General features: G+C 37.8%; 13 protein-coding genes. 12 read left to right on the top strand and 1 reads right to left on the bottom strand.

Going from position 1 to position 13,826, the window contains the following annotated elements; genetic code table 11:
* The 8 genes from flgL to hpf all read left to right on the top strand — a co-directional run bounded on the left by flgL (position 1) and on the right by hpf (position 5,513).
* Positions 1-894 (top strand): flagellar hook-associated protein FlgL, encoded by an 894-nt coding sequence (gene flgL / locus WKU33_RS01615; RefSeq protein ID WP_308425579.1) that lies wholly within the window; start codon positions 1-3, stop codon positions 892-894.
* A 106-nt stretch (positions 895-1,000) separates the two neighbouring features.
* Positions 1,001-1,447: a flagellar assembly protein FliW gene (gene fliW, locus WKU33_RS01610; protein WP_156855610.1), complete on the top strand. Its 447-nt coding sequence runs from the start codon at positions 1,001-1,003 to the stop codon at positions 1,445-1,447.
* Positions 1,441-1,671, top strand: a complete 231-nt coding sequence (gene csrA / locus WKU33_RS01605; protein WP_336253411.1) for a carbon storage regulator CsrA — start codon at positions 1,441-1,443, stop codon at positions 1,669-1,671. Before fliW ends, csrA begins: the two co-directional genes overlap by 7 nt.
* 75 nt (positions 1,672-1,746) lie before the next feature.
* Positions 1,747-2,121, top strand: coding sequence for a flagellar protein FlaG (gene flaG, locus WKU33_RS01600; protein WP_156855608.1), 375 nt, complete (start codon positions 1,747-1,749; stop codon positions 2,119-2,121).
* 12 nt (positions 2,122-2,133) lie between these two features.
* Positions 2,134-3,642 carry a flagellar filament capping protein FliD gene (fliD, locus tag WKU33_RS01595; protein WP_340452859.1) on the top strand — a complete coding sequence of 503 codons (1,509 nt, stop codon included), beginning with the start codon at positions 2,134-2,136 and terminating at the stop codon, positions 3,640-3,642.
* Between the two features lie 13 nt (positions 3,643-3,655).
* The gene (gene fliS / locus WKU33_RS01590; RefSeq protein WP_156855606.1) at positions 3,656-4,051 is read left to right on the top strand and encodes a flagellar export chaperone FliS; all 396 of its coding nucleotides are present in this window, start codon (positions 3,656-3,658) and stop codon (positions 4,049-4,051) included.
* Positions 4,051-4,404, top strand: coding sequence for a flagellar protein FliT (locus WKU33_RS01585; RefSeq protein WP_188856304.1), 354 nt, complete (start codon positions 4,051-4,053; stop codon positions 4,402-4,404). Before fliS ends, WKU33_RS01585 begins: the two co-directional genes overlap by 1 nt.
* A 557-nt stretch (positions 4,405-4,961) precedes the next feature.
* Entirely contained in the window at positions 4,962-5,513 is a 552-nt protein-coding gene (gene hpf, locus WKU33_RS01580; protein WP_156855604.1) for a ribosome hibernation-promoting factor, HPF/YfiA family, read from the top strand.
* Between the two features lie 95 nt (positions 5,514-5,608).
* On the opposite strand, the gene WKU33_RS01575 is transcribed toward hpf, so the two are convergent.
* Entirely contained in the window at positions 5,609-8,110 is a 2,502-nt protein-coding gene (locus WKU33_RS01575) for an NEW3 domain-containing protein (protein ID WP_340452858.1), read from the bottom strand.
* Positions 8,111-8,538: 428 nt separating this feature from the next.
* Between WKU33_RS01575 and WKU33_RS01570 the strand changes: the two genes are divergently transcribed.
* From WKU33_RS01570 to WKU33_RS01555, 4 genes are all read left to right on the top strand, one after another.
* Positions 8,539-9,705 carry an ROK family transcriptional regulator gene (locus WKU33_RS01570; RefSeq protein ID WP_340452857.1) on the top strand — a complete coding sequence of 389 codons (1,167 nt, stop codon included), beginning with the start codon at positions 8,539-8,541 and terminating at the stop codon, positions 9,703-9,705.
* Between the two features lie 24 nt (positions 9,706-9,729).
* Positions 9,730-10,791 carry an extracellular solute-binding protein gene (locus WKU33_RS01565; RefSeq protein ID WP_442946218.1) on the top strand — a complete coding sequence of 354 codons (1,062 nt, stop codon included), beginning with the start codon at positions 9,730-9,732 and terminating at the stop codon, positions 10,789-10,791.
* 198 nt (positions 10,792-10,989) lie between these two features.
* Positions 10,990-12,066, top strand: coding sequence for an ABC transporter ATP-binding protein (locus WKU33_RS01560; RefSeq protein WP_156855603.1), 1,077 nt, complete (start codon positions 10,990-10,992; stop codon positions 12,064-12,066).
* A 4-nt stretch (positions 12,067-12,070) separates the two neighbouring features.
* Positions 12,071-13,807 carry an ABC transporter permease gene (locus WKU33_RS01555; RefSeq protein WP_340452856.1) on the top strand — a complete coding sequence of 579 codons (1,737 nt, stop codon included), beginning with the start codon at positions 12,071-12,073 and terminating at the stop codon, positions 13,805-13,807.
* Positions 13,808-13,826: the final 19 nt, after the last annotated feature.

Genomic DNA, 13,826 nt, shown 5'->3' with positions numbered 1-13,826 from the left:
ATGATGCGTGTTACACAAAGTATGATTTCAAATAATCTATTAAGCAATTTAAATAGAAGCTATGCAAAGATGGATAAATATTTTGATCAGTTGAATACGGGGAAGAAGTTCAGCCGTCCATCCGAAGATCCAGTTGCAGCTTTGAAGGGAATTGGCTACCGGACGGAATTGCACCGAATCGAACAGTATCAGCGGAATACCGGTGAAGTGCAAAATTGGTTTGACAATACAGATGCCGCATTGGAACAGGCAAATAGTGGTTTGCAGCGACTTCGTTATCTCGCTGTCCAGGCAAGTAATGGCACATATGGTGAAGGCGAGCTAAAAAATATAGCTGAAGAAGCCGAACAAATTAAACAAGACCTCATCGATGTGGCAAATACAAAAGTAAATGATAAATATATTTTTAATGGTACGAAAACCAATGAACCGCCTGTCAAAATTGTAGACGGGGAAGTCGTTCCTAATTTTGATGAAAACGCGGTTGAAATCGAGATTGCAGCTGGTGTGAACATAACCGTGAACAGCGATGGGAATAAGATATTTACTGACGAAGAAGCGGATATGTTTGCAGTAATTGATTCGTTCATCGAAAGCTTGAAGAGTGGGAATGCTGACGGAGAAATCGACCAAAGCATTGCCGCTTTAGACGGAGTTATTGATAATGTAATCAATGCCCAGGCCGACCTTGGAGCGCGAATGAACCGGTTGGAATTGGTAGAGAACCGTCTAGAACAGCAAGAAATCGTAGCCACCGGATCTTTATCCGCAAATGAAGATGTGAATTATGCGGAAGCAATTACAAATTTGATTACGCAACAAAGTATTCACCAGGCGGCACTTGCCAGTGGTTCACGGATTATTCAACCAAGTCTTGTTGATTTTCTTAGATAAATAATAGAAGCCCTTAGCCCTATGAAAGGACTTTGGGTTTTTTTCTATGAAAGAAACCAGTCCCAAAACACGGTCGCCAAACCATGGAATGAGAGGAAGAATATTAATGAAACTTGATACGAAATATTTAGGTGTTGTAGAAATCGATGAAAGGAAAAAGATCAATTTTCCTAATGGTCTCCCGGGTTTCCCGGAAGAGACAGAATTCATTATTTTAGAATTGCCGAATAATGCAGCATTTCAATTACTGCAATCAACGAAAACGAGTAATCTTGCCTTTGTAATTACCAATCCATATCTATTCTATCAAGCGTATGAATTAAAGCTGGATGAAGATTTGCTCGATCTATTAAAAATTACAGCTAAGGAGGATGTGGCAGTCTACGCGATTGTGACATTGAATAAACCATTCTCGCAAAGTACGATGAATTTACGAGCCCCAATCATTATTAATACGAAGCAATTAATCGGTAAACAGTATATTTTAAGTGACCATACGTATTCTTCCAAGGTCGCGATTGCCCCAGACGAGAAGGGAGCTAGAACATGCTAGTTTTAACGAGAAAGAAAAATGAAGCAATCCAAATTGGGGACGATATTGAAATCAAGGTGCTGGGGATGGAAGGAGATCAAGTAAAGCTCGGGATTGAAGCACCGAAATCTGTAGATATTCACCGAAAAGAAATTTATTTGGATATTAAGGAACAGAATAACGCAGCAGCCAATCTTACGCTCGATTTGCTTGAGCTAATGAACGACAACACATTGGACAAGTAATTTGTAAATTCCCCTTCAAAACTTCGAAAACATGCCGATACTACTAGTAGATATATATGAGGGGGATGAATAGGGATGGCGATAGAAAAGATCGGATCTCAGCCAATCATTCAGAGCAACATTCAACTTAAACAAGAGAAGTCAGTTGATAGACCTATAATAGCTACGAAAGAAAACCAACAAAAAGAAAATTCAAATGTAAAAATTGAAAAATACGGTAAAATGCAAAGAGATGCGGTCGAAGAAGCGGTTGATAATCTCAATCAATTTTTAGAACCATCTCGCCGCAATTTGAAGTTCGAATTACATGATAAGCTTGATAAATATTATGTGACGGTAGTTGATTCAACAACGGATGAAGTAATTAAGGAAATTCCACCAAAGAAAATTCTCGATATGTATGCGGCGATGGCGGAATTCATGGGATTACTTGTCGATGAAAAAATATAAGGAAGTGAGCATATGCGTATAGGTGGCTTGGCCAGTGGTATTGATACAGATTCAATGATAAGAGACTTGATGAATGCGGAACGGATTCCGTTAAATAAACTCCAGCAGCAACGGACGAAAATGGAATGGCAACGTGACGCTTTCCGTGACATTAATAAGCAGATTGCCGAACTGGAACTGCTAATTGAAAACATGCGGTTAACTAGTGGCAATACAATTAACCCGAAGACAGTGAAATCTTCTATGGAAGAAGCAGTGACTGCGACAGGATCTGCTGTAGCTGGGAATGGTGCTTTTAAGATTGCTGTTACGCAACTTGCCTCTAATGCAATTAATAAGGGAAATGCTTCTAAGGAAGATATTGAGAGTAAAATCTCTGAATACGCTGATAAAGAGGTTTCTTTTTATACTTATGATGTAGAAGAAGGGGAAATGAAAGAGCGCAAATTTACTATCAGTGAAGACGATACGATTGATTCGATTGCAAAAAAAATCCAAGGTGCAGATAAAAATATTCGTGCCTTTTATGATGAAACATCGAAGACTTTTGTAATGGAAACGAAACGTTCTGGTAATTATAATACGACCGAAGAATTTGGTGGAAAAGAAATAGGGTTTGGAGAGGGAAGCGAATTTTTCCTTGATGTTCTTAATATGGATCAGGAACAAGAGAAAGGTGGAACAAACGCAAAATTTACCTATAATGATGTTGTTGAATTAGAGTCAAAGGATAATCGCTACACATTAAATGGTATGACGTTTACCTTCCACGATGTAACAGGAGTAGATGAAAATAATAAACCAATTAATGCAACCCTCACAGTTACGAATGATATTGATAAAGCTGTGGAAAATATTACAGATTTCGTCAATAAGTATAATGAACTCATTACAACATTGAACGGAACGCAACAAGAACCAATTTACCGCGATTTCCCACCACTTACGGAAGAGCAAATGGAAGAAATGTCTGAAAGGCAAATCGAGCTTTGGGAAGAAAAGGCAAAAAGCGGACTATTGCGCAGAGAATCTATTATTCCATCTGCATTAACAAGTCTCCGCTCGACCTGGTCGTCCACTGTTGATAATGAAGGGGCATTTCGCCTAATGGCTCAAATAGGAATTACGACAACGGAAGATTATATGGATGGTGGGCTTCTTAAAATTGATGAAAAAATATTACGTGAGAAGTTAGAAGAAGATGCAACATCTGTCCAAAATCTGTTATTCAATAGTTCGGAAGGTTCGAGCCGAGGATTATTAAATCGGCTGGAAGATTCGCTTGAGACGACAATTGGTAAAATTGAGCAACGAGCAGGAAAAGGTCACTTTACCAATCAGATGTATACAATGGGGCGCGAACTTGAAACAATGGAAAAACGGATTAAAGCATTTGAAGATCGCTTAGAGCAAGTTGAAGACAGATATTGGCGTCAATTCTCCGCAATGGAGCGGGCAATTTCCATGATGAACAATCAATCGGCGATGTTAATGGACTTCGGTGGTAATATGTACCAATAAGGAGTGATACAAGATGAATAGAGCATATCAAACCTATCAAAATAATGCAGTAAATACAGCATCTGGCGGAGAATTAACCCTTATGCTTTACAATGGTTGCATAAAATTTGTGAAGCAAGCTATGAAAGATATGGATGCAAATGACTATGAAGCGAAGAACAGAAATATTCAAAAGGCGCAAAATATAATTCGTGAACTATTAATTACATTAGATCCAAAAGTGGAGATATCTAAGCAATTCCAGCCACTTTATGAATTTATGCTTAATGAATTAACAGCTGCGAATATCGATAACAGCCCTGAAAAGCTAGAGAATGTTCTTGGTCTTGTAACTGAATTCAGAGATACATGGAAACAAGTACTCCTTCAGCATCGTAAGCAACAATATTCCCAAAGGCCAACAGTCTAATGGAAGTATTGGAGAAAGTCTATGAATTGACTAAAGAGTTGACAACATTACTGGAACAACCCGTAACATCAAAGAACCGGGATGATGTCATTCAACAGTTAAATGAACTTATTGAGGAACGGGGAAAATGGATGGAGCAACTGTCTCCTCCATACTCAGACGAAGAAATGAAGCTTGGTAATGAAATCGCCAAGTTGAATCCAAAAATTCAGATGAAAATGCAAAATCTTTTTACGGATTTAAAGACAGAAATGAAACAAATGCAACAACAAAAGAAATCCCAACAATTTTACACAAATCCTTATAAAAATGTATCCACCTTAGACGGTACCTTTTTAGACCGTAAAAATTAACAAGAAGGAAGTGCCATAACCTTTCGTAATCACAAGGTTAAAGTTATGGCACTTCCTTTTAATATACAAGAGAAATTGTCGATCACTTTCATTTAGCGAAATTGTGCAACGTACTTCTGGAGGTCCGCAGTCCAGACACCTCTCGCTTTCCGCGGGCGGCTCCAGCTGTGCCCGCGGAAAGCATCCGTCCACCGGGCAACTGAACGGCGATTAGAGCGCCTTAATTAGTGAAAGAGCAGACACTTACGCTGTATGAAAGTGCTTAGCAATTCATTGGAAAACAATATTAAAAAAAAGCCGTGTCTAGCCATATGCTTTGTCGACGAAAGCTGGGTTAACAAATTTGCTACGTGTAAGAGGAAATCTAGAGAAATATGAATCTAGTACAACGATATTGTAAATATAAATAAAAAAATGTTTCCAGCCTAAACATTGTTATATCAAGCTTTACCATTGCCCATCAGTGAAACCATTTACACAACGTAAACGTTTGAGGAGGAAAAGTACCGGGAAACATAGTATACTATATATATAAAGAATTAAAGGAGGACACTTTTATGAGATTTAACATTCGTGGAGAAAATATTGAGGTTACCGATGCTATTAGAGAGTATGTGGAAAAGAAAATCAGCAAGCTTGAGCGCTATTTCGATACTACTCAATCAACTGATGTTCATGTAAATTTAAGTGTCTATAATGATGAGCAGCGCATCGAAGTAACAATTCCAATGACCGACCTCCTATTACGTGGGGAAGTACGACACGACGATCTATATGCAGCAATCGATTTAGTAGTAGATAAGTTAGAAAGACAAGTTCGAAAATATAAAACCAAAATCAACCGTAAATCCCGTCAACATGGTGCACCTAAGCATGTATTTGCGGAAATGGAAAGAGAACTTGCGGATAATGAAGATACATCTGATAACTTTGAAATCGTGCGTACGAAGCGATTTGATTTGAAACCGATGGATTCTGAAGAAGCGATACTTCAGATGGATATGCTCGGTCACTCCTTCTTTGTCTTTAATAATGTAGAATCAGGTGAAACAAGTGTTGTGTATCGCCGAAAAGATGGTAAATACGGTTTAATTGAACCAACACTGTAAGAAATAGGATATTAAAAGGTTCCAAGCAAATTTTAAACGCTTGGAACCTTTTCACTTATTATTATTTTACTAGTTATGTCCGGCCTCTATTAGAATTATTCCTCTGCACCATAGCTGATTAAATTTGTGAAAATACGATATCCCCCTGGTACTTGACTGTCTATTTGACGATAGAAGACTAGGCTGGAATAAAGGTATGTTCCTTCACCATAATCTGCTAATAGGATACCACCGTCGAATGCCTCTTCATCGGGGTCTGCCATTTCTACGAATGTCTCGTAACGGTCATCCCAATTCATCGGGAAGTAGAGACCGCGTTCCTGCACCCAGTTGTCCCAGTCATTATCTGTGATCTGGTTTGGATAATTGAATAGCTTGTGCTCAGGCTGAGTCATTGTAACTTCTGCATTTTCATCGGTAACCCGCCATTCAATTGATGGTGAGCCGATCTCCAGATGATAAGGAGCTGAAGCTTCGACATCCCAGTTATCTCCTGGCTTGTGATATTGAACCACAAGGTGACCGCCCTCCTCTACATATTGAAGAAGTCTAGCGTTATTCTCGACTAAATCTGGTCGGGACAAGTTGGCTCTGATACCAGTCACAATAGTATCAAATTGAGATAAATCACTTGATGCTAGGTCTTCTTCTGTCAGTTTTGTAATATTAAAGCCAGCATTAATTAAGTGATTTGCGACATTATCAAATCCGCTTTCAATATAACCGACTTTAAGGTTGTCTGGGATAAGCAATTCAAAGGCTTCACCATCGGCAGCAGATGAATAAAGAAAATATTCATCATTTATATGATCATATTGAATCTCTTGCACTGTTGTGTCAAAGGTTTTTCCATTTGATATTGCATAAGCTTCAATTTCAAAATTGCCTTCCTCTATATCTGCAGGCGGACTAACAGTAAAGGTTACTTCCTGTTCTTCAAAACGCTCTGTGAATGAAACCTCTGTTGTATTTGGTTCACTTGTCCACCCTTCAGGCAATTTTAATGCTACTTCCGCATCTCGTGAATTTATGTCATAGTTCTTAACTCTAACCTTAAGTGGTATATTTTCTTTTACATCTGCGGTATTTACCATTATACTTTCAGGGTCAACGCTAACAGCAAGCTCCGGAAGCACAGCTGCGGTATTATCTAGTTCTAAAGGAACAGCCGTCTCTGTTCCTTTTTCCTTAAAGGACACGATAGGCTGTATTACAGGTTCATCATAAGGATGATAATATGCTTCATCTTCAGGAACTTCTAAATGAAATACTGCTGTTTTTGTTTCTCCCGGCTTCATATGTTTTACATTAACAGCCCCATTATATTTCCAGTTTTCAGGAAGTTCTAATGCAGCTTGTACATGATTAACTTTTTTATCTCCCTCGTTGGAGAGAGTCATCGTTACTTGCACTTTTTCACCTTGTGTTATTACAGATGAATCGATTGTCGTTTCAACATTTAGGTTTGATGAAACGAAGCTCACCTCTGTAAGCTGTTCGGCTTTCAATTCTAGTTTATGAAGTAAATCATGCTTTACATCTGGTGCTAGCTTAGCTTTATCCACTTTCTTTATTAAATTTTGTGTTTCTTTTAAAGCCTGTTGTGATTCAGGGAAAATTTCAGTTCGGTTCGGGTATAACTTGATAATTTTATCCAGCTTTTTTTGCAGCTTTTTTAGCTGGTTGCTTAGAACAGGCTGAGAAACAACCTCTGCCCATTCTTTTAAATCATAAGGAATACCCTCAAACAAATTATTTTCCTGTGTCGTTACTGCACTGTCAACTAATTCTAAATGCGTTTGCTTTGGTTCGGCTGGGATGTCTCTTCCCATTCCCTGGCTCTTATGCAGGTATCTCGATTCTTCTCCCAGCTGTGGGTAGGTCATATCGTAAACAGGATCATAATCACCAATTTCAATGGAAAGAGTGGCCGTTTCTTGTGATTCTGCAGGTAAATAAAGTTTTTTCACCTGCCAAGGTTCCAAGCCTTCTTCAAGTTGCTCAGGGAAAACGTTTGGATCTGCAGCATCAGTAAAAGCTCTTTCACTTAAAATTGTCATTGTACGATGATGACCGTGCTGACTATTAACATCTCGAAAGGAGGGCATGACAATATCAGGTTGATATGTTCTTATAAAGCGGATCAGACGCTCATAAGTAAGCTCTTCTCCCCATTTTTCCAAAGTTTCTTCAGGAGACTTTGAAAAGCCAAAATCATAAATAGAATCTGAAGTTGTTTCACTTAGATGGTAAGCTTTAACCCCTGTTATTTTCGCAGCTTCTTTCATTTCATTTGAACGGATAATGCCAAGTGCATTATCAAGCTCACTGCCGATTTCATTCTGACCGCCTTCTCCACGGTTAGCAATCAGGCTTGAGGTTTTTACACCTAATCCTCTGGATAAGTATGCTAGAAAATCACTGCGCTCATCATCGGGATGTGCACCTGTATTTAAAAAACTTACAGTAGTGCTCAGAGGTTTAACTGCATTCCATAAATCCATATCATGTTCGGTTTTTTTCTGAGCGAATCCAGACAAAGATACAGTTGGTAAAATAAGCAGGACTGCCATTAATAAAGTAAAAATCTTCTTCAATTTTGTAACCCCTTTCATTATATTAATTGTCAAATAACCTGCATAAGGCCTCCTTTCTATAAATAAGCTAAGTTAGTTAGCAAAACTAACTTAGTTAAACGCTATCACAAGCAATTAACGGTGTAAATATTCTAAAAGTTCCATGTTTTTCTTGATAAAATAATACTAGATAACAGATATTTTTATTGAAATGAGATATTACTGCTAGATTAAAATTATCCAAAAGGCTTGATACGGAATAAATTTAAGGGTGTCAGCATAGGTTAGAAGGATAGGCCTGATGGACTATTCTCTGAAAAATTAAAAAAAGACATTGACATGAAATCGCTTCCATATTATACTGGTCATACTTTGATAGTTAGCTTTACTAACTAAGTTTTTAAGTCAGCAAAAAAGAACGCGCTGTGCAGAAATGGTTGTGATGGCAAGTGAAAAAATCTACTCCTCAATTAGTTAAAATGATGAACAGAGAATTAATTATCAATGAATTAAGACGTAATCCAAAGCAGTCTCGGGCGGATTTATCTAAAAAGACAAAGCTCAGTAAGCCAACTATTTCAGAAATTGTCAGGGAACTGCTCGATGAAGAGTTAATTCTTGAAACAGGGGTAGGCGAGTCAAGTGGCGGTAAAAAGCCAATCTATCTTAAATACAATTCTCGCTTTAACTTTGTTGTTAGTGTTTTAATAGAAAATGATTCTATACATTTTGCATTAGGTGATATGAGTGGAGAAATTCTAACGCTATTTAAGCAGAAATTCATACCACACAGTGATGGAACGGTTATCATAGATTCAATTGAAGAAGGGGTTGAAAGACTTTTAGAGTTAGAGAAAGTCACGATGGATAAGGTGCTGGGCATTGTTGTTGGAGTTTCGGGTATTAAAATGGATTCCGATGACATGATTCGTTCATCACCGACGATTCGATGGGGAAATACGAATTTAAGAAAGGAATTATCTTCACGTCTGAAAGTTGATGTCATTATTGAAAATGACGTGAACTTGATGACAATTGGTGAATTTTATAAAGGACAAGGTCAAAACATCGCTAATTTCGTTTATTTGTTTATTGGTAATGGCATTGGCAGCGGGCTTTTCTTAAATGAAAAGTTTTATAAAGGGTCGCACTCTGCTTCAGGAGAAGTAGGCTTTATGATGATAGGAGATGAAAATAATATTAAGCAGGAGTTGGGTGTATTTGAAACAAATTATGGTTTATTTGGGGTCTCTGAAAGATTAAGAGAGTTAGAAGTTAATCTAGCAACGTGTGAGGCAGATTCTTTACTTCATATACTGCAATATCATCAAAATGATGCAAGGATAAAAGAAATTTTGGAAGAAACGATTGATCATTGGGCCAAAGCAGCGATTAATCTGATTAGTATTATTGATCCCCAGGCTGTCATTTTATCAGGAGAGCTTGTTAATATGAATCAAACTTCATTACATGCTTTTAAACAAAAAATTGAAAGATTTGTCCCGCAAATGCCTGAGATTAAAGTAACTGAATTAGGTTCTAAAGCCGGTATATATGGAGCGTTTCATCTTGGTTTAGCAGAATTTCATGTTGCTGGCTTTAAATATAAAAAATAACAATTCTATTTGGAGGGGTTAAGTTTGAAAAAGAAATTCGTATTAATATTAATGGCTGCCTTTATTTTAGTATTACTTGCGGCATGTGACGGCGATAATTCTTCAGATGGCACTGGGGAAAGCGATTCCGAAGAAGCTTCAGGAAATCTTGTCGTTTATACTGCACGTGATCAAACAGTAGTTGATAAGGTTGTAGAAATGTTTAATGAAGAATATCCGGATATTCAGGTAGATGTTCTGACAATGGGTGCACAGGAAATTATGGAACGTGTACGTGGTGAAAAGTCAAACCCAGGAGGAGACTTCTGGTGGGGAGGCACACAGTCTGCGTTTATGCAGGCAGCTGATGAGGATTTGTTAGAGCCTTTTACACCAAGCTTTGATGACGCAATTGAACCAGAACATAAGGATCCAGAGGGAAGATGGTATGGAGAAATGCTTTTGCCTGAGGTTATCATGATTAACAGTGATGTTTTAGATAAAGAATCTGGGCCTCAGGATTGGGATGATTTGCTAGACGAAGAATGGAAAGATGAGATTATCATTCGCGGCGTATTACCATCTGGAACGATGAGAACAATTTATGCTTCAATGATTTATCGTCAAGATCCGAATGATCCTGAAAAGGGTTATGAGTGGCTGGAAAAGCTTGATGCTAACACGAAGGAATATGCACAGGATCCTACTAATTTATACTTGAAACTTGCTCGTCAAGAAGGAACGCTTTCGCTATGGAACTTGCAGGATATCCTTATTCAGGCACATGCAAATAATCAACCATTCGATTATATTTACCCAGAGAGTGGTGCGCCGATTTTAGTTGATGCAGTAGGTATTATTAAAGACGCGAAGAATAAAGAGAATGCTGAACTGTTCTATGAATTCTTATTTGATTCTGAAACAGTTGTAGAGTTGTCAGAAGAAACATATCAAATCCCGTCACGGAATGATATTGATCCTGATGCAATGCCGGATTGGTACAATGAACTTGAACTAAAAGAACTTGATCTTGATTGGGAAGTCTTATCTGAAAATGAAATGGACTGGATGGATTATTGGGATAATAACATTAAAGATCAAAATTAATTTTAGCCTTAAATGTGTAGGGTGATGTACTCATATGTCACCCTGCTTTTTATCTCAGTGTAGCTGGCAGTAAGATCCCATCTCCTAAAAGTTGCGTTCCAACAGTCAGTAACGGCCCGATTGGTTCGACTAACATTAAGTGAGATGAAAAGATCCTCCCATTTAATGAAGTTTCGCTATAAAAGAAAGGTGAAGTTTATGAAAAGTGTCAGATTAGAACATATCACAAAGAAGTTTGGAAAAGCAAAGGGAGTAGAAGATGTTGATATTCATATCAAATCAGGTGAGTTTTTTACATTTTTGGGACCGAGTGGTTGTGGGAAAACAACAACATTAAGAATTATTGCTGGTTTCTACTTTCCAACAGAAGGTAAAGTCTATTTTGATAATGAGGATATTACAGGTTTAAAGCCGAATAAAAGAAATATAGGCATGGTGTTTCAAAACTATGCACTTTTTCCACATATGACTGTGTTTGAAAATATTGCCTTTGGTTTGCAAGTAAGAAAGCTATCAAGCAGTGAGATTAAAAACAAAGTAGAAAAGGCACAAAAGTTTGTCCATCTAGAAGGATATGGCAACCGGAAAATAACAGAGCTATCAGGTGGGCAGCAGCAGCGTGTAGCTCTTGCAAGAGCATTAGTAATAGAACCAGATATTCTATTGCTTGATGAGCCATTATCCAACCTAGATGCTAAGTTACGGGAAGAAACACGGATTGAAATTAAACGATTACAGGTTGAACTGGGAATTACAACGATTTATGTTACACATGATCAGCATGAGGCAATGTCGATGTCCGATCGGATAATGGTGATGGATAAAGGAGAAATCCAGCAAATTGGTACACCACAGGAGATTTATAATAAACCGGTTAATCATTTTGTTGCTTCATTTATAGGAGAATCCAATATTATAAAAGCCGATGTGAAAAACCTGACAGATACGCATGTCACGGTCGATATTGGTGGCGGTATCATACTAAAAGGATTAAGAGAGAATGGTTCTCCAATGCTTGACTATGCAAATGAAGATAGCGTGCTGCTCTCCATTCGTCCTGAAATGATTAACACTGGAGAGGGAGCAAATACATTAACCGGCATCATTCAATTGAGTGAGTTTACTGGGGTAAGTATTAATTATATTGTGAAAGTTGGAGATCACGAATTAAATGTAATGATTGTTAATGCAAGGACAAAAGTCTTGGAACGAGGTGATACGATTACATTGCATGTTCCTGAAAGCGGGATTTATTTTATGAGTGAAAAGAGGTAATAACATGACGACTAATAGTGAAACTCGTGCACCAAAACAAAGTGTGTGGAAAAGAATAACACAATCGAAATACTTTGTTTATGTTTTAATATCACCTTTGGTTTTCGTTTTATTAGCCTACGTCATCTTTCCGATGTACAAAACGTTTTTACAAAGTGTGGTCGATCAGGAAGGTTCATTGTCTTTAACAAATTACCTTAGATTTTTTACGTCAGAGGCTAACTTAGAATCCCTCTATAATAGTATATTTATTTCAATAGTTAGTGTTATCACTTGTGCAATCGTTGGTGTTGGGATGGCTTTTCTATTAAATAGATATGAATTTCCCGGAAGAAAAATATTATCTATCCTTGTTTTAGTTCCGATGGCATTACCGCCATTAATTGGTGCAATATCTTTTTCCTTTTTATATGGAAGCAGCGGGATTTTTCCGCGGCTCTTTCAATCGATCTTCCAGTTAGATAATGTTCCATTTGCGTTGGAGGGTATTTGGGGAATTATAATTGTGCATACCTTTACGATGTATACATATTTCTATTTGAGTGCATCGGCTGCAATCAGAGGTTTGGATTTATCACTTGAGGAAGCTGCAACTAGTCTAGGTTCCGGCCGATTGAGAATTTGGCGTAAAATTATTTTACCTATGTTAACCCCTGCGATGGTTGCATCATCATTATTAGTATTTATGATTTCTATGGCCTCGTATACAGCACCGCTTATGTTTGGAGTTGAGCGTGTGATGACAATGGCGATTACACTTTCAAGAACAAATGGAAATCTGGACATGGCAGCAACACAATCGACTATTTTGTCGCTTGTTTCCATTGCCTTTTTAATATTAATGACATGGTATCAAAATCGCAGAAATTATCAAAGTCAGAGTAAAGGTGTGGGTGTGCATCGAACGGAAGTAAGTTCACCAGTTGTAAAATACATCGCTGCTATTTTATCTACAATTGGGGTTTTTATTTTGATGCTTCCAATCTTGGTAATTGCCTTAATTTCGTTTGCGGTAGACGGTGAATGGACGACGCAAATTATTCCAACGTCATATACCTTTGAGCATTATATTGAATTATTTACTGATTCAAGAACTTGGGGACCAATTAAGAATAGCATTCAAATGAGTATTGTCGCAGTGATCGGGAATATTATCTTCGGTGTAGCAGCTGCTTACGCGATGGTGCGCTTTGCATTTAAAGGTAAAGTATTTATGGACATATTAATTATGGTTCCTTGGGCTTTGCCAGGGACTGTTGTGGCGGTAAACTTGATATCTGCGTTCAGTGAAGGGAATGTATTTTCCTTTAATCAGGTATTAGTTGGTACATTTTGGATTTTACCACTGGCTTATTTTGTTCGACAGTTACCGCTCGTTTTCCGGAATACACAAGCCAGTTTAATACAGATGGATGATTCTATTGAGGAAGCAGCGCAAAGTCTTGGGGCTACATGGTGGCATTCGTTTAGAAGAGTTGTACTGCCAATTATTATGCCAGGAGTTTTAGCAGGAACGTTGTTAGCCTTTGTACAAGGGTTAACAGAATTCGTTGCTTCTATTTTACTCTATTCACCTTCAACGATGCCTTTGTCTGTAGGTATATGGAATAAAATGTACTCCTTCCAATTTGGAACAGCCTGCGCTTATGGAGTATTGCAAACAATTTTGATTATTGTTGTTCTGCTCATAAATGAAAGGCTGAAAGGTGGCACAAATCAATCTGGTGCTTCAATTGGCTAATAACCAAAAGAAAGGATGT

Origin of the sequence: Oceanobacillus sp. HCA-5259 (genome assembly GCF_037892815.1) — a bacterium.
GTDB classification, from domain to species: Bacteria; Bacillota; Bacilli; order Bacillales; family Amphibacillaceae; genus Oceanobacillus; species Oceanobacillus indicireducens.
Note: the sequence above shows the minus strand (reverse complement) of the source record. Positions and strands in the feature narration are given on the sequence as shown.